This is a genomic window from Dolichospermum lemmermannii CS-548 (assembly GCF_028330815.1).
GTDB classification, from domain to species: Bacteria; Cyanobacteriota; Cyanobacteriia; order Cyanobacteriales; family Nostocaceae; genus Dolichospermum; species Dolichospermum lemmermannii.
Genome location: NZ_JAQMTJ010000068.1, coordinates 1 through 19,942 on the forward strand (window position 1 = coordinate 1; position 19,942 = coordinate 19,942).

The following is a 19,942-nucleotide window of genomic DNA, read 5'->3' on the forward strand; positions in this document are numbered from 1 at the left end:
GGGTTAGGGTGGGGTAAAAAATATTTGATACATCAACCATAACTTTTCAAACACCCTCTAAATCCTGTTAATAAGGTATTGACAATAAATTCAGAAGAAAAAATGAGAAAATGAGTCTGAATGAAATCAAAATACCAAAAAATATAAATAACAAAAAAGAAGAATTTGAGTTTCTTCTTTGTGGATAATGACTTTTATTTTCATAGTTTGAATTTCAAGTTTTTCAGTAGGGGATGATTTTAAATCCTTATATCTTAATAATAAGGTTGAGAGCCTGTGGTTGGTACTTTCTTAAAACCTATCTTGAAAAGCAATTGTTCTAGGTCAGGAAACTGAATATCTCTCATCATATTAATGTCAGTCATCTATCTTAGGGTTAATTTAAAATATCTAACTCAGGATTAATTAAATTACTTTGATTAAAGCATAATCTGTTTATAGCAGGTTAATTCCAACTATTTTATTTTGGAGATATAAGATTATGTTGCAAGCAAATTTGACGACTTTCCAGACAAAAAAAGATACTTCTTTAAACGCTTTTGATGAAAATTGTTTATCGGAATTAAGTTCGGAACAAGCTTCTAATATTGCTGGAGGATTTACACTTAAAAATAATACAGAAGCACCAAGGATTTTTTATAATTTTGGGGAGAAGTCACCCCTACAACAACAAACTTTAAAACCGGGAGAAAGCGGCACTTATCCGGGAGAGTTTCTTTTGTATAATTCTTCAGCAGCAACTTCCGGAATTAGCCCCGCAGTATTCAAAGCAGATCCTTCCGGTACATTCAGTTTAAATCAATCAGGAACTAAGATAATTCCTACTGATCTTAGCTCTTCTAATGGAGGTGGAAATGGTGGAAATGGAGATTGCTAAAAAAGCAATGAAAAGCTAAGAGTCGGTAAATAGATTTTAAATAAAAAGCCTCTATAATTCCATAGAGGTTTTATTTATAGTTATGGAAATTGCCAATTATTTACACCACTTCACAAGCATGAACTAAAGGTAATAAAGGGCCAATTTGTTCCTGTCCATTGACAGCCAAATCACTGTGACACAAATACAATTTATCAGACACCCGCGCCAGCAAATCAGCGACAATTCTTTGTAATCTTTCTTCTTCGGCTAATTCTTCATCTGCTGCTGTCCAAGGTTGTCCTAACCTATCCTGTAAAAATAAAGTAGCACCAAATAAAGTCGCCGCACCACCTTTAGCCCATAGCGGTGAACCAATATCTAACCAAAAATGCCAACGGTGATTTTTGCGACTCGCTCGGTATTGAAATATAGTTGCTAAAGTTACAGCCTTTCTACTGCTACCAATGGGACGGATAGGATAGGGATTTGCGGTAATTGTCCCCCGTCGCAGCAGTTGAATAAATATGGCTATCGCCACGCTATCGCTATCAATAATGGTAATGCTGAGAGTTTCTGGTGTATGCAGCGAAAGAAATAGAGGATCGGTTTGTTTTAAGCGGGTGTCTATTTCCCAATAATGTTGGGCTGTTTCTAGTAATTCTCTTAATACTGCTAATTCTTGATATGAGGGGTTTTTATCATTACACACAAAGTCTTGAATAGCTTGGTATAAGAAAAAAATAGGTGTGAGGAGAAGGCGCTGGTGATATTGCTCCCGTTGTGCTTGAATCCATTGTAATATTTTTTCATAGGACTGAGTGGCAATATAGCCAATTCTATCCCAACGTTCAAAGGTTTTCACGGGTAACAAATTGGGTATGTCGGGGTGGGGAACAAAACAAGCATCGGCGATTAACCCAGCCCGCACTGGATCTATTTTAGAATGATGGAATTCTTTTTCCTCTCCATTTTGAGTTTGATATTGACTCAAAACCACCAACATTTCCGCCACTGCATCCCTATCTACTAACCGTCCTAAACCGGGGTAAACTAGAGCCATGAGGGTAAGTAATGCTCTGACTACCGAGGAACTGATTAAAGGGCGTTGTTCGTTGAGAGATGCAACTTCGATATTTTGTTTAGTTAATATTTCTACCAAGGTATAACGAGCGATCGCATCTAACCCCGGTGCAATAATCGCTACCTCCGCCGCCGCTATTTCCCCGGATTTAACCCCATCAATAATCATCTCGGCTGTTTGGCGTAATAGCTGGGCGCGGGAAGTGGTTTGAATCGGCTGGACATAACTGGGTAAACGTAACATTGTCATGGGCTGTGTTACCAATTCTACCATTTGACTGGTGAGAGAATAACCCAAACTATTCTTAGGTGGTGAGGTTAAATTTTCTACTTGACAACGGGCAGATAATCTGGATAGATATTCAGGATCTCCACCTAAACCCCAGCGTACCTTCCCATGAGAATTGTAGCTAAACGCGCCCACAGCACCAGCATCTAATAAAAATTCAAATAAGTTAGCAGCGATCGCCGGATAATCATCTACATCATCTGCTATGATGCCCTGATAGCGTTGTTTTAGATGTTCCTGATAGCTACTATTAGTTAATAATTTTTGGTGATACAGTTCAGTAATTAGCGCATAAGTCAATAACCCCCGTTCTAAACACCAATTCCGCCAATTTAGTAGTAAAGAACCCAAAAACTGTGGTTCTAAATTGATAGAACTATCTTCTAAACCACTGTGCAATATTTTAGGAATGTCTTCACAGGGTACACCGCTATAAGCTGCTAATTGCCATAAATCCAGGATACGTCTGACCAAACGATTTTCATTCATCCCTACACGCCGCAAAACCTCTGAATCTAGCTGACAACTCCAGAGTTTTGTCGCCAATTCTTGTTCCGTTTCTGGGCGTAATCTGACGGGAAATTGAGCTTTAATTGACAACAAATCAATTAGTAACGGCCAAAATAAAATTACCTCATCTTGGAAAAAACCCAAAGCTGTTTTAACGCGAATAGGATATTTTCCTAATGTTAAAGTGGTAACTCTATCAGCTAATTCCCTGCGGTTATCATCATTAGCAGCTAACAATAAAATACTTAGTTCTTTTTGGTGTAAATTCACCTTTGAATCTATAGGTTGAGGTTGGGAATTGTGAATATTTTTATTATAAAATAAATCAGGTACTTGACTATCAATTTGCAACCAAGCACTAAACTGGTTTACCAAGCGAGTAGTTTTACCACTACGACTAGTACCAAAAATCCAAAGGGAATCAGAAAGCATGGTTTTTGCGTTAACTTAAGTTTAATAATTTAGTAAATAATGCCAAATAATTGTCTCGATGAAAAATACCGTGTTTAGCCAAAAAATATACCCCTTTTTACTAGCTGCTTACAGATGGTATCTACTGACACCAGAACGTTCTTTAGATACAGCTTATCAAGCGGCTATACAAATTAAGGAAATTGAAGATAAACACTTCAATGGTAACAAAATAGACTCCGAATTTACCATGCACAGCACCAGCGTCATGGATTATTTTCAAGGAGATTTGCAAAAGTTATTAAAAACTGTCCAAATGCGGCTGACGGAATTCAAAGCCAGTCGGTGGTTTGCGAATGAATCTAAACAAAAAGCTGCTATGAAAGTGGGGATAGAATATTCTAGCCCAGCATCAATTTTAGAGAAACTAGAATTCATTGATCAAGTTACTTCCAAATACACTAATAATGATATAGATGCAAATTATAGAAATGTCAATTATCAACCTGTTGAACCTTCCACAGATTTAGTTAATTCTCCACAATTTATCCCTAAAACATCAAATAAATCCCCCAAAAATATAACGAAAGGAAAAACTAATACTACAGGTATTTTACCTCGTTCAATTTTAAGTACAATCACGCGGCTACAAGTAGAATTAGATCCAGAATCTGAACAAAATGTAGTTAAGAATTTTCGTCAAGCCCAACAAAGAAGTATTATCTCAATTCGGTTTATACTGCTACTCATTATCGTTCCTCTTCTGACTCATCAATTATCCAAAGCTTTAATTGTTGGTCCATTGGTAGAACATTTCCGCAATGAGAAAACAGTAGAAGTTTTCTTAAATGGAGAAATGGAAGAAGAAGGATTATTAGCATTACAAAGGTTTGAAGAAAGAATCAAATTTGAAGCCTTAATTAGTAATGCACCTGCGCTTGGGGCTGAAGAATTAGAAACAAAAATGAAGGAAAAAGCAGAGGAAGTAAAAAAGGAATTTCGCAAACAAAGTGATAATGCCATTAAAAATGTATTTGCTGATATTTTCGCGGTAATTACTTTCACTATCTTATTACTTGTTAGCAAATCTGATATCGCTGTATTAAAAGATTTCTTCGATAATGTAGTCTATGGTTTAAGCGATAGTGCTAAAGCATTTATTATCATTTTATTTACCGATGTTTTTGTCGGCTTTCACTCTCCTCACGGTTGGGAAGTTCTCTTAGAAGGAATATCACGGCATTGGGGATTACCAGCCAATCGAGATTTTATTTTCTTATTTATTGCCACATTTCCCGTAATTTTAGATACGATTTTTAAATATTGGATTTTCCGCTATTTAAATCGGATTTCACCTTCTGCCGTTGCTACCTACCATAACATGAATGAATAACCAGCATTTTGCTAACATTACTATTAGCTTACCTGTATTTATGGCCAGTTTGATTGTGGGCATACAGCCACTCCCCAATCAAGAACTTAGTCCCCCAGAATGTCGGTTAGGAAAATGGAATTTACCAGCGTTAGTAAATCCAATAAAAAAGAAATTACCTGTACTGATTCCCAGAGTCCCAGTTACCTGTTGTCAAGAGGATATTTCTTGTTTAGATCAGGCAATTTATGATGAGAAGAATGACGAAATTGCTAATAAAAAAGCATTATTACAATCTATAGATTACAGTCTTCAATATTTACAAACAGAACAGGCAATTACGGCTTATCAAAAATCAGAAATTACCAGAGAAAGAGTTTATAATAGTTTGCAAAGATTTCGGCAATTATTGATTTCCACAAAATCGCCTCAAGCACTCCAAGCAGCTATCGAAAAAGAGTTTGTTTTTTATCAATCTGTAGGCAGAGATAATAAAGGAACAGTTTTATTTACCGCTTATTATGAACCTTTATATTTAGCCAGTCGTCAACCAACAAAAGAGTTTCGCTATCCAGCTTATCGTTCTCCTGCTGACTTAGAATCTTGGGCTAAACCTCATCCTAGCAGATCACAATTAGAAGGTGTAGATGGTTTACAAGGTAGCAAAGGGAAATTAAAAGGATTAGAGTTATTTTGGTTTAAAGATCGTCTTGAACCTTATATGATTCAAATTCAAGGTTCAGCCAAACTCAAATTAACAGATGGAACTCAGACAACTATCGGTTATGCAAGTAATACAGCTTATAATTATCGAAGTTTAGGCAGATCATTAGTTGATGATGGTAAATTTCCCTTAGAAGGGTTAAATATGCCCATTATCCTCGACTATTTCCGCAAACATCCCCAGGATTTAAATATTTATATTCCTCGTGATCAAAGTTTTGTATTTTTCCAGGAAACCTACGGAAAACCAGCCCAAGGTTCTATTAGTGTACCACTAACTCCAGAACGTTCTATTGCTACAGATAAATCTCTCATGCCTCCCGGTGCTTTAGCATTAATTCGCGCTCCTTTTCCCTATATTAATAAGAGTAATAAAATCGAAAATCGGCTGGTGAGTCGTTACGTTTTAGATCAGGATACAGGTGGTGCAATTAAAGGTGCTGGGAGGGTAGATTACTTTCTAGGAACAGGTGAAGCCGCAGGAGAAAGGGCTGGGGTAACAGTCAGTAATGGACAATTATTTTATCTGTTACTAAAACCCTAATTTCCAACTCTTACTCTCTGTGCCTCTGCGCCTCTGCGTGCAGTAAAATCATTCTTTTAATGATTAATCAATCAAGATGATCCTCAAAATCTACTTTTTATATTGCCTGTAGATTGCGAAAGCTCGGTTATTGCTCAAGAAATACCATTGGATATTTTACTTGAAGCTATAAAAGCTGCTGTTGAAAGGCTTGGTCATAGATAGTAGGATCATCTTTTTTGATGAGTGCGATCGCTTTTTGGGGATGTGGGAATGCGATAGCCAGGGCAAGCGCATCTTATTTTTAGAATGCTTACTGGACAAAGGTTTTGACGATTGTTAAGTTTTGTAACTAAAAGTTAAAACCCTTGCTGGGCATGGATTACAGAATTTAGGTGCGTTTGCCCTGGGGCGTAAGCGTTGCGCGACCTAGGAATCACTTTTTGGGGTGTGGGTGCGATCGCTGTTAAAATTAAAGAGGTTTGAGAAGGCATAAAGCTATGACTATTGCAGCAATTAAACCCACAACTATCGGAGAATTTTTGCAATTGCCAGAAACAGAACCTGCTTCTGAATTTATTCATGGACAAATCACACAGAAACCTATGCCTCAAGGGGAACATAGCCAACTTCAGATCGATCTATGCGAAACTATTAATCAAATTACTAAACCTCAAAAAATTGCCAAAGCTTTTCCAGAACTACGCTGTGTTTTTGGTGGGTTAGCGATCGTTCCAGATATAGCTGTATTTCTTTGGGAGCGAATCCCTCGGTTGCCATCAGGAAGGATTGCCAATCGTTTTGAAATCCATCCAGATTGGGCTATTGAAATTCTCTCTCCCGATCAGAGATATAAACAAGTCCTAGCCAAATTACTACACTGCGCTGAGTATGGTACTGAGTTGGGTTGGTTGCTTGATCCCGAAGATGAGAGTATTTTAGTAGTAGACAGCGATCGCCGAGTTAGGGAACTTAAAAATAGCGATCGCTTACCAGTTCTTACAGGGGTTGAATTAGATATAACTGTTCAAGAAGTATTTAGCTGGTTAAATTTATAACATGATTTATTTTTGTGAATGTGGAAAAGCTCCGTACGAATCGCTTTTTGGGGGATGTGGGGGGTGCGTAAGCGTTGCGCTGCTGCAAGCAGTTCGCTTTTTGGGATATGAGAGGGCGTAAGCGTTGCGCGACCTAGGAATCGCAAATATTTCATAAAAACTTTTGCGGTTATAATTATTAGCAATCCAGTAAGTTATATTGGCCGCTATGAATAACGCATTACAATACATCTGTGATTCAGAAGGGCAAACAGTTTCCGTAGTTGTACCCATTGCCCTTTGGCAAGAAATAATTGCTGAGAGAGAAACTGCTTATCTACTGAGTAGTCCAGCTATGAAAGCAAGATTACTTACAGCTAGAAAACGTCAAGATGGAATTTCTTTAGAAGCAGCCTGTGAAAAACTTGGAATTTGATGCAGATGCTTTTGAGGACTTAGCTTGGTGGATCGAAAGCGACCGTAAAAAAGCATTAAAAATCATCAAACTAATTCGTGAAGTACAACGTAATCCATTTGAAGGCACAGGACAACCTGAAGCTCTAAAACACGATCTATCTGGCTGCTGGTCACGGCGAATCGATCAAGAACATCGTCTATATTGGGGATGAGGTCCATCATCAAAGGTGAGGGCGATAGTTTTGCTGTTGGAGTTTCCACACCATAGACAATGGGGAAAAGTGGGTTGGAGAAGCCGATAAACAAGGGGAAATAGAGGTGCAAATTCCATTGTTAAAAATAAATTTGTACGTAAGAATTCAGGTTATTTAATAAATAGTTGGGTAAGATCACCGACTTCTTCGCATTAATTATAATTTCTTAACACAATCAAGGAAGAAGTCGGGGATCTAAAAGTTTTGAAAGTTTAGATAGAATTTACATTGTCAGCAAAGCGAATTTTCAGATAATCATCTTCCATTTTTGCTCCTGCTGGTTGCAGTGCTGCCAAAGCTTGAGGTAATACCAAATTACGGCGATGATTGCCAATAGTAATGTTTAATTCATCTCCCGTTTTTTTCAGTTGAATTTGGCTTTTAGGAATATTGGGTAGATAAAGTTCCAAACTGTATTGGTTATTATCTTTTACCACTCTGATTGTGGTTTCTTTATAATAAATCTGAGTTGGATCTTCATCTTTGTACAGAGTTTCTTTCAACCTTTCCAAAGCTGCTAAACCACACAGTTCTTCAGAGTAGAGAGGGACTTCTTTGACTGGGAGAGGGAGAAAATTGTCGTGAATTTCTTGACGGTATTGTTCTTGATTTTCCTTCCACCGTTGGAAAAATGGATCTGTAACTTCTTGAGGAATAATCCGGTTAGCAATAACTAAATCTGTGGCTACATTATACAAACTTAGATAAGCGTGAGCGCGAAGAGATTCCTTAATTACCATTTTTTCGGGATTGGTAACTAGACGGACTGAGGTTTGAGTATTATCAGTTAAAACTTTTTCCAAAGCTTCAATTTGCTCATAAAACTCATAAGGTGCATCCATTACCTCTTTATTTGGTAAAGAAAAACCAGCAATGGGTTTAAAAATAGGTTCTACAAATGGTCTTAGGGCTACGGAAATATTTTGGAACGGTTTATAAAAACGACGCATATACCAACCGCCAACTTCAGGCAAACTTAACAGCCGTAATGCTGTACCAGTCGGGGCAGAATCAATAATTAAAACGTCAAATTCCCCTTCATCATAATGACGTTTCATTCTCACCAAGCCGAAAATTTCATCCATGCCTGGTAAAATTGCTAACTCTTCCGCTTGTATCCCGTCTAAACCACTGGCTTGTAAAACTTGGGTAATATAGCGTTTGACAGCCCCCCAATTACCTTCTAATTCTCGCAGTGCATCCAATTCTGCACCCCATAAATTAGGACGAATAAGGCGGGCATCATGGCCTAATTCAACGTCAAAGCTATCAGCAAGGGAGTGGGCTGGGTCCGTACTTAAAACCAATGTCCGATAGCCGAGTTCTGCACAACGGAGTCCAGTGGCTGCGGCAACGGAGGTTTTACCCACGCCACCTTTCCCTGTCATTAAAATTACTCGCATCAATGATTCCTTACTGCCTGAATTTTGTTTACATTTATTTACATTATGATTGATTTTTCACAGAAATGAAATGCTGCTTAATGACATCCAAACGGGAACAGTGCCAATAATCAATATGGGAAACGATTAAACCGTCAGCATTTAGACGTAATTCACTCCAACCAGAAACAGAAATGTGAGGTTTCCAAGGTAAAGGAGAATTCCAACTCATAGTCCATTCAGTTTTAATATTTTCTTGCTGAGATTGGATATTATGTAAATCTAGTTTGAGATTGGAGAAAAAAGTTTGAATGAATTTAATCATCCATTTATAAAGTTCAATTCCCCGAAACTTAAAAACAGCATCTTGAAAATAAACATCATCGGCATAAATGCTGTAAGTTTGATTTACCGGAAATCTAGCATAATCGGCTTTAAGAGTTTCAACAATATCCATAAATTGATGTTTTGCTGGTGGTAATAAATTTATTGCGGAAGTTAAGCAGTTTTAGGAATTGATCCGGTCGTTTATTACTGCTTTACAAAATTACCTATGATAGATTGTAGCTTTACTCTTGCACAATCTCTTTCTTCTACAGGTAAACAGGATAAAGCAAATTCAAAATCATCTAGTTTCTCCGTTAAGGCATTGACCAATTCTTTTTGACCTTCTGCAATACTAAGCTCAGATTTTTCTAGATCAATTTCTATAGACCCTAAAATTAAACTATTCTGGTTATATTCTTCTATGTCAAAGTCATTTTCTCCTTCAGGGCTAATCATTTTTGATTTAGTTATGTCGAGAATATCTTCATTCGTAAACTCTAAATCAGCTTGGGCTTCTCTTAATAACTGGACGGCTGCTTTAATTTTTTTGTATGCTACTTGTTCCATGATTTTTTTCTTCTCCAAAAGCAAAGATAATTCTTTTTGAGAATCTAGCAATGCTTGTTGTTGCTCTTCAATTTTAGCTACTTGGTTTTTGATTTGAGTTTGGATTTCTGCAAGTGTCATTCCCCGGATTCCTTAGAGTTTGCTTTAATAATTTTTACGATGTTGTTATTTGTAATTGGTAAATATCTCCCCTATTTCCCGATTACCTTCTTTACATTTCCACCCAAAGACGTTCCAATTGTCGTTGCCAAGCCGCTAAAACTTGTAATCTTGTCTGGGGGTTTTGGTCAATATCTCCTAATAATCCTTCTGCATAAAAACGGTCTAAATTTTGCATAGTGGCTTCGAGAGATTGTCCCTGTTGTTTAGCTGCTTTAATAATTTCGCGCATACGAGTTTCTACTAAATTATTAAAAACATCATTAACACCGACTTGATATAATGAAATCAGGCGAGCGATGGCATTAGCAAAATCTGCATTACTTAAAGTGCCACTATTATGCTGAAATACCCCCCATACTACCCCATCATATACAGCATACCGTGCTTCTTGGGTATCATCAAAATTAGCTTCTAGAAACTGGGTGAGAAATGCTGCGGCCTCTTGTAAAGGCATAATTGGCAGCAATACTCGCAACCAAGAATTATCATCTGAAAGCAGCACCAATAACCGAAAATCAGGAGTTTCTACCTGCCAAGAACCAGGGGCAATAGATTTTACAACTTCAGCACTAAATAACTCTGTTAACGTACCTGCTATTTCTTCCGGTGTCATAATAATATTTGAACTTTACCGTCTAGAGTAACGCTTATTGGATAATTAAAACTTCAAATTTCCAAAAATTTCTTCCTTTGCGCCTTTGCTTCTTAGCGTCTGGGCGCGAAACCCTCGTTAACTTTTCATCCCCTTAAACCGTTCTTTTGCCCCTGTAAAAGCCTCTTGCATGACTGCTTGAATTTTTTGAGGATCGGGTTTTTTCCCACCCATTAAATCGCCAAAATACACACAAGCAGCTTCACCTAAAGCCCATGTATAAGCCCCTGCCCACGATGCCGCAATAACGCTGCCAAAACCAGGGATAAATTTAATTAATTCCCGTGCTACCGCTTGGGCGACAAAACCACCGGCAATGGTACTGACAATACCCCCAGCTTGAGATGGTGTGATAGTCTGTCCATATAATTTACCCAACAATCCCACCATGGACACCTGCAAGGCAGTTAAAACGGGCATAGTCGCAAAAGGTAAAGGCACAGCGGACAAAGTTGCCGCCATGATAGAAAATGGCAAAATATAACGTCTGCCAGCGTTTCGATAAATATTACCTAATTTTTCGCCAGCTTGTTGATCTAATAATTGATAAATTGCCTTTGATTCTGCTTCTGGGAGGAGTTGGGCTAAATTATCTCGCAGTCCTTCTAAACCGTAAAATACAGGATTATAACCATCTTCTTCTAAAGTGAAATCAATTAAAACCGCACTATTATATAAACCTGAAAAATTTTCTTTAATGGCGATAAATGCCCGCTGCAATTCTAGAAAATCTGGGGGATAATCAGGATGATTGGCAACTTCTGACGGATAAACTTCATGTAAGCAAGTTACTACTAATAAACAGGGAATATCTGGATATTGCTGTCGTAATTTTTCAGCAATTTGCCGCAAAGTATCAGTTGCAAAATCATGAATTTTGACAGTGATAATCAAAACTCTAGCTTTATTTGTTTCCTGTTGTAAATCGCCGATTAATTCCTGAATAATAGCTTCAGTATCTTGACTGACATCTCCTAAACCTACCGTATCTGTAAAAATCAGCAATGGTAAATCATTAGCAGGATATGCGTAACGTTGGGTATTTTGGGTATGAGGACGAAAACCCTGGCCGATAATTTCCGCAGATACCCCAGTTAAACCCCTGACAATCGAACTTTTACCCGCTTGGGGTTTTCCTAATAGCAAAGCTTCCGTAGTTGGTAATTCAGCCCGAATAGTTTCGAGAATTTCCGCAACTTGAGTATCACTCACACTAAACCATTGTCCTACAGTTTGTGTAACTTGTTCTATTGGTAAAAGTTGGGTTAATTTATCGGTAGCTTGATTAAAAACCCCAGTTATCTTTTTTTTCCAGGAGTTATTATTATCTTGTTCAGTCATAAATTTCACTCCCTACAATTTGATAGAGAATATTTTTAGGAACTATATATATCATACTATTTTACCGACAAAGAACTGATATCGAACCACAGAGGCACAGAGAACACAGAGGTAGAGAAGGAAGAGATTTTAATATCTTATTTTAGGATTGCTAAATATATCTTCCCATTTCTAAAATCCTACTTCCGACTGATTCTATGACAGGAGTGATTGATAGACGATTACCTTTTTTCACTACTAATAATTCATCATCACTAAACTTTAATTTGAGTGTTGATAGTGAAAGTGGATTACTAAAAACTTCCACAAATTCCACTTTCACAGTTTGCCAACGGGGAGATTCAAGAGTTGATTTGCTATCATAATATTTACTATTTATATCAAATTGTGTCGGGTCAGCAATACCTGTTTTCACAACTCGCATTAAGCCAAAAATCCCCGGAGGTTCAGCATTAGAATGATAGAAAAATGCTAAATCTCCTATGTGCATTTGTCTGAGAAAATTCCGGGCTTGATAATTACGCACACCGTCCCAAATTGTTTCTCGTTGTTGTTCTAAGTCAGTAATACTATAAACTGCTGGTTCTGACTTCATTAACCAATAATTAATTGCATTCATCTAATAATTAATTCAATATGATCTTTTCTCTGTGTTCTCTGTGCCTCTGTGGTTCGATAAAATACTACCACAGAGGCAAAAAGATCACCGACTAACTAGCTGCTAAATGACCCCAAGCAATGTAAGGTAATTTTGCTGCTGTTGCTTTTACCTGTTGGGCATTTGCTACCAACTGTCCGCAAGCGTCCCAAGTTCCCGCAATAAAAGCGCTTCTTGTCCCTTCACTTATGACAACTGAGGCAGTAAAATCACCAATTTGTACTTGCAATTTTTCCAAATCTATGGTAAGGACTTCTTGAGGATTAGCGATAACTAATTCTTGCAACTGTTTAACTACTTCGCATTCAGCAGTTACGCATGGTATTCCCATTGCCACGCAGTTACCAAAAAAGATTTCCGCGAAGCTTTCACCAATCAGGGCTTTAATTCCCCATTTAGCCAGGGCTTGGGGCGCGTGTTCTCGTGATGAACCACAGCCAAAGTTGCGGTTAGCTATGAGGATTTTCGCGCCTTGGTAATGGATTTGATCAAATGGGTGTTCACCATTTAAGGCTTTTCTATCGTCCACAAATACGCCTGCTCCTAAGTCGTCAAAGGTGATGGCTTTTAAGTAGCGGGCGGGGATAATTCGGTCGGTGTCTATGTCGTTACCAATGAGGGGAACGGCGTTACCGGATATTTGTTTGACTTCACTTACCATAATATTAATGAACCACGAAGGCACTAAGGACACGAAGGAAGAAGAAAAGAAGGGGTTTTTGTAGTACAGGCTTCTAGCCTGTATTGGGCGGGCAAGACTTGTACTGAGCTTGTCGAAGTATGCCCACCCCACAAGATTTTTATAACAACTCGCGCACGTCGCCAATTTCGCCTTTTATGGCTGCTGTGGCTACCATTGCGGGACTCATTAACAACGTGCGACCGGATGATGATCCTTGTCTGCCTTTAAAGTTGCGGTTGGAGGAGGAGGCGCTGATTTGTCTGCCTTGGAGTTTGTCGGGGTTCATGGCTAAACACATGGAACAACCTGGTTCTCTCCATTCAAAGCCAGCTTGAACAAAGATTTTATCTAGTCCTTGGGCTTCCGCTTCTTTTTTGACTCGTTCTGAACCGGGAACTACAAAGGCTTTTACACCTTTGGCAACTTGGCGACCTTGGGCGATTTTGGCGGCTTCTCTGAGGTCGCTTATGCGTCCGTTGGTGCAGCTGCCAATGAAGCAGATATCAATTTTTGTTCCTTGAATGGGTTGACCTGGATATAAATCCATGTAGCGATATGCTTCTTCGGCGATAAAGCGGTCTTCTTCTGGGAGTTCTGCGGCTGTGGGGACTTTTTCATCTACGCCAATTCCTTGACCTGGTGTAATTCCCCATGTGACTGTGGGGGGAATGTCTTCGGCATTAAATACTACGACATCATCATATTCGGCATCAGCATGACTACTGAGAGATTCCCACCAAGAAACAGCTTTTTCCCAGTCTGCACCTTTGGGGGCAAAGTCTCTATTTTTTAGATAATCGTAAGTAATTTTGTCGGGGTTGACGTATCCGCATCTTGCACCACCTTCTATGGCCATGTTACAAACTGTCATCCGTTCTTCCATGTTCATCTGCTCAAAAGTAGTGCCGGCAAATTCGTAAGCGTAGCCTACACCACCTTTTACGCCCAGGATTCGGATAATATGCAATATTACGTCTTTGGCGTAAACTCCGGGTTTTAATCTGCCGTTAACGGCGATTTTGCGGACTTTTAATTTTGATAATGATAGGGTTTGGGAGGCGAGAACGTCTCTAACTTGGCTTGTACCGATACCAAAGGCGATCGCTCCAAATGCACCATGACTTGATGTGTGGCTATCTCCACAAGCGATGGTCATTCCCGGTTGGGTCAGTCCCAATTCCGGGGCAATGACGTGAACTATACCTTGATTCCCTGAACCAATATTGTAAAAAGTTATATCATTTTCTTGACAATTCTTTTCTAATGCCTGAATCATTTCTTCGGCCATGCTATCCACAAAGGGACGGGCTTGGTTTTCTGTGGGAACAATATGATCAACTGTGGCTATAGTCTGTTCTGGAAATAATACTTTTAAATCCCTTTCTTTGAGCATCGCAAAGGCTTGGGGACTTGTAACTTCATGAATAAGATGTAGTCCAATAAATAGTTGCGTTAATCCTGATGGCATTGTACCAACGGTGTGTAAGTCCCAAACTTTGTCAAATAGTGTACCCTTGCTCATACGTCAATCTATGTTAAAGGAGTCGGATTTTTGATTGTATCAGAAAAATGTCACATTAGAGAATCTAGTTGATCATGCTCTGATAAGTAGGTTGGCGTTGAAAATTGTCGTCATAGCACTAGGCTTGAGGCAAGAGGCAAGAGGCAAGGTTGGTTTGACTTAGATTTACAAGGAACAGAAACACAAATTCAAAATGGGTTAAATTATTTGCAAGAATTGAAATTGCAAGTTTGGGATGAAAATAGCATTAGTGATTGGTGAAAATTATACAGCATATTTCAATTAAATGAAGTACACCCCCCAGTGCGCGGGTGGGTTGTTTCTGTACTATGACTTACGCAAGTGTCACACCAAAAATCTATTGTAGGGTGCATCAGATATCAACAATCCGTTTCTTTGATAAATTTTTGCGTTGTGATGCACTTTACCAATGTGCTAGTTGCGTAAGTCCTGTATACCTTGCGAAACCGATCTTTTCTGTAAATTGCTTATATTAAGCTATAGCACTATCCAATACACGCAAATTACTAGTATAAGAAAACTCAATATTTGCGCTTGTAACTTTTTATGTCAAATAAGTGTTTGTAGTATTTAACTAAATAATCAAATATGATACTCTTCATTTTTAATAGCACTTACGTAAGTGTCACACTAAGAATCTGTTGTATTGTAGGGTGCGTCAGACTGTATAAATCCTGCAAATAAACAGATTGTTGATATCTGGCACACCCTACTAATGTGCCAGTTGCGTAGGTCTTGATTTGGTAATATCAATTATTTGAAGGGTACGTAAAATGAGCGAAATAGTACTAGTTACATCTTTGAATGAAGCAGCCGAAAATCAACGGAAGAAGGAGTTATCGATCACCCTCCAGTTTGACAAAGGAGTTACAGAGAAGTATTCGATTAATACTAAACCAGCACGTACCTCTAAGTTGGTGTTTGAATCTGAGAACTGTCCGTTCGCTGATTTTGAATAGACAACAGGAATTAAAGTCTTGAAGAAAAAGGAAGACAGAGATTTTGTTCTCCACAGAGCGAAGGAAGGATTGAAGCGGGAGAGGAGTAGGGTATTATCAGGGGAGTTGAGGGGAAGGAGAATAAAACAGTGGAAATAAGTTCAGAGCGAATAAGTAAGTTGGCGTTAAACAATCAACATATGTAACGAAATGTAAATTCGACAAATACCTTATAGATAGGTTATTTAAGGGTTTTTACGAAAAAAATGTATATTGATTTTATCGTGCCGACTTACTTAGACGACATACCAGTGATAGTAGAATGGCTCAAACAAATAGAAATATTCCTTCTTTGATTTCTAAAATGAGCGAACGGACAGTCATCTGACAACAATTATAAATTTTTATTTCCCTTGAATTCTCTATTCTAAAACCTGAACGACGAACTGAATTTTCCCCATTCGTTGTCAAGCAATCTCTCTAGTTTATTGAGTATTTATACTTATTTTTCAACCCGACTGTTTTTTTAGCCAGAGGCAATCGCTAACAAATAGTTATTTTGTACTATATTTTGAATTCCAAAATCGGGGTTAATACTTTATTTTTTTCAAAATGAGAATTGCTGATGACACTGTGTGTACCTCGTTGCACTTATTTTCCTCTGTTACCCCTATTTATTGAGCCGATACGAAAATGGGTATAAAATGTAATTACCTATGGGTATCTGCCACATAATTGCTGTGACTATAGCCGCTGCTACTAACCAGGTTAGCCCCATTTGTTCTACTTCTATGGGAGTTTCTTGAGTAAATAAAGGTTTGAAATTTTTACTGGGTTCTCTCATTAGTGACTCTCCTGTCCGTAATTACACTAATTAGCTGAATATTCTTACATCTATCCTAATTTACTTCTCTGAGCAAGTAGGAATAGCAAATAAGAGGAAATGGTAATTTATTCCCAAGTGGCTGCATTCCGTAACACAGTAGGAATTTCACCTTGTGATAAGGGAAACTCTAACATTGTTTCTTTATAACCTAAATACCCAGATTCAGTAAATGATAAAAGCATTCGTTCTAGTGCTAACCAAACTTCTGATTCGTATTCCCAATCATGATAACGTCTAGCACGTCCAGCAATGGAACGTAAAGCCCAAAAGTAGGAATTTCTAACTACAGAACCGCCTTTTTTAAATTCTGGTACGTCTTCATGGTGAATAAATAAAATGTTATTTTCAATTCTGGATCTCATAATTATGTGCTGATAACTGAAAGGGGCTATATACCCTCATAATTTTTTACGGTGTTTGCATCTGCAAATTCTTTAATGTCCTCTGTAAAAACTTACCCCATTCTGCTGCGAGGGGAACTTCTGTAAATGGAACACAAATTGATTTAGGAGTAGTTAATAAAAACTCTAATTCAATTTTTCGACCTTTGGGGGGGGGATTTTCTATATCTACGGCATTACCATTTACTAAAAAACGAATTTCTTGAACATCCAACAAAGAAAAAGTTTCTAATTCAATTGGTCCTTTAGTTGTGGGTTTTCCCCAAGTGATATCATCACCTTTTTGAGCTAACACTGCATAAATATCATATTTAGCCCGTTCAAATTGTTCTGCCCAAATTTGATAAGCTTGAAGTTTCTTAAATTCCTGTGAACCTTGCCACGCTAACCAGAAAAATGCTACTAACAGAGGCAACCATAAAAGACCACGTTCCATAATAATTCGTAATGCCTCTTTGAGAGGAGCGTCGTTAATTTAATTAGAAAACAGTTAAGCAAATATAATTTGCTCTAAAATCTCCCAAATACCATTTTACAATATCCAATATAAATATAGGTCATAAGCAAAGATACAAAAATTAATGTATTATATAATATTAGTATATTAAGTAATTTATCATCGGATTTCCCTCGACTCACGCCACCATACCCCAGAATTAATTGAATGTACCTACTAAGTAGGTGAACACAATAAAACCAAACTGTGTAAAGAGATGTAAAATCGCTGAAAACTTCTTTACTCTTGCCTCTGGTTACTGAGCGAAGTCGAAGTATTGCCTCAAGCCTAGTGCTATGACGACAATTTTCAACGCCAACCTACTTGTATGAGTTATGGTAGTAAGAAAATTCCCTCTCCGTTCTGTCTTTCTTTGAGGACGGGGATATAAGAGAAAAAAATGAAAAAACTGCTATTATTGTGCTTGTTTGTCATTGGACTGACTGCTGCTGTGTTTGGGTTTCTGAATTTTCAGGGACTGGCAGCTAAAGGTGAGTTTGAGACAATTTTGCTAGATTTTCGGGAAGATGTGGCAGAAAATGTGATTGAGAAGGATCTACAAGCGATCGCTCAACAATATCATGTTACCCCGCAACTGGATAATAAATATTCAGCGGTGGACCATGTATATGTTATCAAAGGCGATCGCCAAAGACTCAACGATTTAAGAAAATCTTCCTTTGCCAAAGTTACAGAATTTATCGAGCCAAATTACATTTACAAAATCGTCCCCCAAGGACAAGCCACTTGGTTAGGAGAACTGTTAGCACCGCAGCAAAATGAAGAACCAAGTTCGTCTTTAATTGGTCCAAATGACCAGTATTATAGCAAACAGTGGAACTTACACAAAATCGGCGTAGAAGCGGCATGGACTCGGAGTAAAGGTAGTGGTATCACTGTTGCCGTAATTGATACTGGCATTACCAAAGTCCGCGATTTATATGAAACCAAATTTGTCAAAGGCTATGATTTCGTCAACGACACAGAGGCAGCCAAAGACGACAACGGCCATGGTACTCATGTCGCCGGTACAGTTGCCCAAGCCACCAATAACGCCTATGGTGTCGCTGGAGTTGCCTATGAAGCCAGCCTCATGCCCTTAAAGGTATTAAATGCTGACGGTGCAGGAACAGTAGCCGACATTGCCGAAGCCATCAAATTTGCGGCTGATAACGGCGCAGACATCATTAACATGAGCTTAGGTGGTGCTGGAGAAAGCCAACTCATGGAAGATGCGGTTAAATATGCCCATAACAAAGGTGCAACTATCATTGCTGCCGCAGGTAATGAAAACACCAACGGCGTAAGCTATCCTGCCCGTTATGATCATGTTATTGGCGTTTCCGCTTTTGGATCTGACGGTGAAAGAGCATCCTATTCTAACTATGGTGCGGGTGTGGATATTTCTGCCCCTGGAGGGAGTGAAACTGGGACAATTCTCCAAGAAACTATTAATGAACAAGGTGAAGGCGTATTTCTCGGACTTCAAGGCACAAGTATGGCTTCTCCCCACGTTGCGGGTGTAGCGGCATTAATCAAAGCCTTGGGAATCAAAGAACCCGATGAAATTTTGCAAGTTCTCCAACAGTCAGCCAGAGTCATTCAAGACGACGGTTTGAACTATTATGGGGCTGGACAACTCAACGCTGAAGCCGCAGTTAAATTGGCCAGCGACGGTATAATTAGTGTTCCTGACTTTTTCCGGTGGTTGCGAGAACAGGGTTATCTTAATCCCGGCTTTTGGATAGATGGCGGAGCGATCGCTTTAGTGCCTAAAATATTCATGGTAATAGGTTCTTATCTTCTAGCTTGGTTCTTACGGGTTTACTTCCCCTTCACTTGGAGTTGGTCTTTATTCAGCGGCTTAACTTTCGGCAGTTCTGGCTTATTCTTCCTCAAAGGATTTTATATCTTTGATCTTCCTCAATGGCCTTTCCGGGTTTTAGGTAGTTCCATTCCCGAACTAGGTAACACTTTACAGGGAACAGACGCATTAAATCCTCTTTTTGCCAGTGTTTTAATTCCTTTTGTTTTAATAGCCTTATTTTTAGGACATCCTAGTTGGAAATGGTTTGCTATTGGTGCAACTTTAGGAATAACAGCTTTTCTCACCGTTAGTGCTGTTTATGATCCTGCCATTTGGGGTTTAGGAAATAGTAACCTAGCTCGAATTTTCCTTCTTGTTAATGCTGTACTTTGTTATGGACTAGCCCGGTTAGTATTGAAAAAAGACGGACAAACTGCTTAATTAGGTAATTGGTAATTGGTAATTGGTAATTGGTAATTGGTAAGATTTTTTCCTATTATCCATTGCTAACCAACTAACAACTAACAACTGTACGGGCGAAGCATTTGGAGAACTATTTTTGCAATGACCGATAATTTATCTTGCAAATGCTTCGCCCCTACTAACAACTGACAACTGTACGGGC

20 protein-coding genes and 3 pseudogenes are annotated in these 19,942 nt (G+C 38.5%); 9 read left to right on the top strand and 14 right to left on the bottom strand.

Annotated features, from left to right (window positions below; genetic code table 11):
- Nucleotides 1-481: 481 nt before the first annotated feature.
- Entirely contained in the window at nucleotides 482-877 is a 396-nt protein-coding gene (locus tag PN450_RS04130) for a hypothetical protein (protein WP_271835501.1), read from the top strand.
- Nucleotides 878-977: 100 nt separating this feature from the next.
- Here PN450_RS04130 and PN450_RS04135 read toward each other — a convergent pair whose 3' ends face one another.
- A complete protein-coding gene (locus tag PN450_RS04135) occupies nucleotides 978-3,170 on the bottom strand; it encodes a recombinase family protein (protein WP_271835502.1) in 2,193 nt (730 codons plus the stop codon).
- Nucleotides 3,171-3,228: 58 nt separating this feature from the next.
- Between PN450_RS04135 and PN450_RS04140 the strand changes: the two genes are divergently transcribed.
- Entirely contained in the window at nucleotides 3,229-4,542 is a 1,314-nt protein-coding gene (locus tag PN450_RS04140) for a proton extrusion protein PcxA (protein ID WP_271835503.1), read from the top strand.
- Nucleotides 4,535-5,788, top strand: coding sequence for a murein transglycosylase A (gene mltA / locus PN450_RS04145; protein ID WP_271835504.1), 1,254 nt, complete (start codon nucleotides 4,535-4,537; stop codon nucleotides 5,786-5,788). Before PN450_RS04140 ends, mltA begins: the two co-directional genes overlap by 8 nt.
- A 338-nt stretch (nucleotides 5,789-6,126) precedes the next feature.
- Here mltA and PN450_RS04150 read toward each other — a convergent pair whose 3' ends face one another.
- Complete coding sequence (locus PN450_RS04150) at nucleotides 6,127-6,261, bottom strand: hypothetical protein (RefSeq protein ID WP_256370317.1); 135 nt, start codon at nucleotides 6,259-6,261, stop codon at nucleotides 6,127-6,129.
- Nucleotides 6,262-6,267: 6 nt separating this feature from the next.
- On the opposite strand from PN450_RS04150, the gene PN450_RS04155 reads away from it, so the two are divergent.
- The 3 genes from PN450_RS04155 to PN450_RS04165 all read left to right on the top strand — a co-directional run bounded on the left by PN450_RS04155 (nucleotide 6,268) and on the right by PN450_RS04165 (nucleotide 7,433).
- Entirely contained in the window at nucleotides 6,268-6,825 is a 558-nt protein-coding gene (locus PN450_RS04155; RefSeq protein ID WP_148764955.1) for a Uma2 family endonuclease, read from the top strand.
- A 208-nt stretch (nucleotides 6,826-7,033) separates the two neighbouring features.
- The gene (locus tag PN450_RS04160) at nucleotides 7,034-7,240 is read left to right on the top strand and encodes a prevent-host-death protein (RefSeq protein ID WP_148764957.1); all 207 of its coding nucleotides are present in this window, start codon (nucleotides 7,034-7,036) and stop codon (nucleotides 7,238-7,240) included.
- On the top strand, nucleotides 7,221-7,433 hold the full coding sequence (locus PN450_RS04165) for a Txe/YoeB family addiction module toxin (RefSeq protein WP_148764959.1): 213 nt from the start codon (nucleotides 7,221-7,223) through the stop codon (nucleotides 7,431-7,433). Before PN450_RS04160 ends, PN450_RS04165 begins: the two co-directional genes overlap by 20 nt.
- Here the strand turns inward: PN450_RS04165 and PN450_RS04170 are convergent.
- The 9 genes and pseudogenes from PN450_RS04170 to leuC form a co-directional block, all read right to left on the bottom strand.
- A pseudogene (locus PN450_RS04170) lies at nucleotides 7,421-7,552 on the bottom strand (polysaccharide deacetylase family protein); the annotation flags it as partial. The gene PN450_RS04165 and the pseudogene PN450_RS04170 overlap by 13 nt on opposite strands.
- 135 nt (nucleotides 7,553-7,687) lie before the next feature.
- Nucleotides 7,688-8,878, bottom strand: a complete 1,191-nt coding sequence (locus PN450_RS04175) for a TRC40/GET3/ArsA family transport-energizing ATPase (RefSeq protein WP_148764960.1) — start codon at nucleotides 8,876-8,878, stop codon at nucleotides 7,688-7,690.
- A gap of 43 nt (nucleotides 8,879-8,921) precedes the next feature.
- Nucleotides 8,922-9,314 (bottom strand): DUF2358 domain-containing protein, encoded by a 393-nt coding sequence (locus PN450_RS04180; RefSeq protein WP_168697187.1) that lies wholly within the window; start codon nucleotides 9,312-9,314, stop codon nucleotides 8,922-8,924.
- A 74-nt stretch (nucleotides 9,315-9,388) separates the two neighbouring features.
- Nucleotides 9,389-9,871 carry a hypothetical protein gene (locus PN450_RS04185; protein WP_148764963.1) on the bottom strand — a complete coding sequence of 161 codons (483 nt, stop codon included), beginning with the start codon at nucleotides 9,869-9,871 and terminating at the stop codon, nucleotides 9,389-9,391.
- Nucleotides 9,872-9,962: 91 nt separating this feature from the next.
- Nucleotides 9,963-10,526 carry a hypothetical protein gene (locus PN450_RS04190; protein WP_148764964.1) on the bottom strand — a complete coding sequence of 188 codons (564 nt, stop codon included), beginning with the start codon at nucleotides 10,524-10,526 and terminating at the stop codon, nucleotides 9,963-9,965.
- A gap of 117 nt (nucleotides 10,527-10,643) precedes the next feature.
- Nucleotides 10,644-11,906 carry a YcjF family protein gene (locus PN450_RS04195; RefSeq protein ID WP_271835505.1) on the bottom strand — a complete coding sequence of 421 codons (1,263 nt, stop codon included), beginning with the start codon at nucleotides 11,904-11,906 and terminating at the stop codon, nucleotides 10,644-10,646.
- A 151-nt stretch (nucleotides 11,907-12,057) separates the two neighbouring features.
- Nucleotides 12,058-12,525: an EVE domain-containing protein gene (locus PN450_RS04200; RefSeq protein WP_271822545.1), complete on the bottom strand. Its 468-nt coding sequence runs from the start codon at nucleotides 12,523-12,525 to the stop codon at nucleotides 12,058-12,060.
- A 91-nt stretch (nucleotides 12,526-12,616) separates the two neighbouring features.
- Nucleotides 12,617-13,225 carry a 3-isopropylmalate dehydratase small subunit gene (gene leuD / locus PN450_RS04205; RefSeq protein ID WP_148764968.1) on the bottom strand — a complete coding sequence of 203 codons (609 nt, stop codon included), beginning with the start codon at nucleotides 13,223-13,225 and terminating at the stop codon, nucleotides 12,617-12,619.
- 139 nt (nucleotides 13,226-13,364) lie between these two features.
- On the bottom strand, nucleotides 13,365-14,768 hold the full coding sequence (gene leuC, locus PN450_RS04210) for a 3-isopropylmalate dehydratase large subunit (RefSeq protein WP_148764970.1): 1,404 nt from the start codon (nucleotides 14,766-14,768) through the stop codon (nucleotides 13,365-13,367).
- Nucleotides 14,769-14,945: 177 nt separating this feature from the next.
- Between leuC and PN450_RS04215 the strand changes: the two are divergent.
- A pseudogene (locus tag PN450_RS04215) lies at nucleotides 14,946-15,029 on the top strand (NIL domain-containing protein); the annotation flags it as partial.
- Between the two features lie 533 nt (nucleotides 15,030-15,562).
- A complete protein-coding gene (locus tag PN450_RS04220) occupies nucleotides 15,563-15,748 on the top strand; it encodes a hypothetical protein (protein WP_271835506.1) in 186 nt (61 codons plus the stop codon).
- Nucleotides 15,749-16,415: 667 nt separating this feature from the next.
- On the opposite strand, the pseudogene PN450_RS04225 reads toward PN450_RS04220, so the two are convergent.
- The 3 genes and pseudogenes from PN450_RS04225 to PN450_RS04235 form a co-directional block, all read right to left on the bottom strand.
- Nucleotides 16,416-16,571 (bottom strand): annotated as a pseudogene (locus PN450_RS04225) (M50 family metallopeptidase); the annotation flags it as partial.
- A gap of 107 nt (nucleotides 16,572-16,678) precedes the next feature.
- The gene (locus PN450_RS04230; RefSeq protein ID WP_015080946.1) at nucleotides 16,679-16,975 is read right to left on the bottom strand and encodes a hypothetical protein; all 297 of its coding nucleotides are present in this window, start codon (nucleotides 16,973-16,975) and stop codon (nucleotides 16,679-16,681) included.
- Nucleotides 16,976-17,021: 46 nt separating this feature from the next.
- The gene (locus tag PN450_RS04235) at nucleotides 17,022-17,450 is read right to left on the bottom strand and encodes a hypothetical protein (protein WP_148764978.1); all 429 of its coding nucleotides are present in this window, start codon (nucleotides 17,448-17,450) and stop codon (nucleotides 17,022-17,024) included.
- Nucleotides 17,451-17,910: 460 nt separating this feature from the next.
- Between PN450_RS04235 and PN450_RS04240 the strand changes: the two genes are divergently transcribed.
- A complete protein-coding gene (locus PN450_RS04240) occupies nucleotides 17,911-19,758 on the top strand; it encodes a S8 family peptidase (RefSeq protein ID WP_271835507.1) in 1,848 nt (615 codons plus the stop codon).
- Nucleotides 19,759-19,942 lie beyond the last annotated feature (184 nt).

Excerpts from the sequence above, each read along its gene's own strand:
- PN450_RS04240 (WP_271835507.1), top strand. The coding sequence starts at position 17,911 with ATGAAAAAACTGCTATTATTGTGCTTGTTTGTCATTGGACTGACTGCT.
- PN450_RS04195 (WP_271835505.1), bottom strand. The coding sequence starts at position 11,906 with ATGACTGAACAAGATAATAATAACTCCTGGAAAAAAAAGATAACTGGG.
- PN450_RS04200 (WP_271822545.1), bottom strand. The coding sequence starts at position 12,525 with ATGAATGCAATTAATTATTGGTTAATGAAGTCAGAACCAGCAGTTTAT.
- PN450_RS04140 (WP_271835503.1), top strand. The coding sequence starts at position 3,229 with ATGAAAAATACCGTGTTTAGCCAAAAAATATACCCCTTTTTACTAGCT.
- PN450_RS04175 (WP_148764960.1), bottom strand. The coding sequence starts at position 8,878 with ATGCGAGTAATTTTAATGACAGGGAAAGGTGGCGTGGGTAAAACCTCC.
- PN450_RS04130 (WP_271835501.1), top strand. The coding sequence starts at position 482 with ATGTTGCAAGCAAATTTGACGACTTTCCAGACAAAAAAAGATACTTCT.
- leuC (WP_148764970.1), bottom strand. The coding sequence starts at position 14,768 with ATGAGCAAGGGTACACTATTTGACAAAGTTTGGGACTTACACACCGTT.
- PN450_RS04230 (WP_015080946.1), bottom strand. The coding sequence starts at position 16,975 with ATGAGATCCAGAATTGAAAATAACATTTTATTTATTCACCATGAAGAC.
- PN450_RS04190 (WP_148764964.1), bottom strand. The coding sequence starts at position 10,526 with ATGACACCGGAAGAAATAGCAGGTACGTTAACAGAGTTATTTAGTGCT.
- PN450_RS04180 (WP_168697187.1), bottom strand. The coding sequence starts at position 9,314 with ATGGATATTGTTGAAACTCTTAAAGCCGATTATGCTAGATTTCCGGTA.
- PN450_RS04185 (WP_148764963.1), bottom strand. The coding sequence starts at position 9,871 with ATGACACTTGCAGAAATCCAAACTCAAATCAAAAACCAAGTAGCTAAA.
- PN450_RS04220 (WP_271835506.1), top strand. The coding sequence starts at position 15,563 with ATGAGCGAAATAGTACTAGTTACATCTTTGAATGAAGCAGCCGAAAAT.
- PN450_RS04235 (WP_148764978.1), bottom strand. The coding sequence starts at position 17,450 with ATGGAACGTGGTCTTTTATGGTTGCCTCTGTTAGTAGCATTTTTCTGG.
- PN450_RS04155 (WP_148764955.1), top strand. The coding sequence starts at position 6,268 with ATGACTATTGCAGCAATTAAACCCACAACTATCGGAGAATTTTTGCAA.
- PN450_RS04150 (WP_256370317.1), bottom strand. The coding sequence starts at position 6,261 with ATGCCTTCTCAAACCTCTTTAATTTTAACAGCGATCGCACCCACACCC.
- mltA (WP_271835504.1), top strand. The coding sequence starts at position 4,535 with ATGAATAACCAGCATTTTGCTAACATTACTATTAGCTTACCTGTATTT.
- PN450_RS04160 (WP_148764957.1), top strand. The coding sequence starts at position 7,034 with ATGAATAACGCATTACAATACATCTGTGATTCAGAAGGGCAAACAGTT.
- PN450_RS04135 (WP_271835502.1), bottom strand. The coding sequence starts at position 3,170 with ATGCTTTCTGATTCCCTTTGGATTTTTGGTACTAGTCGTAGTGGTAAA.
- leuD (WP_148764968.1), bottom strand. The coding sequence starts at position 13,225 with ATGGTAAGTGAAGTCAAACAAATATCCGGTAACGCCGTTCCCCTCATT.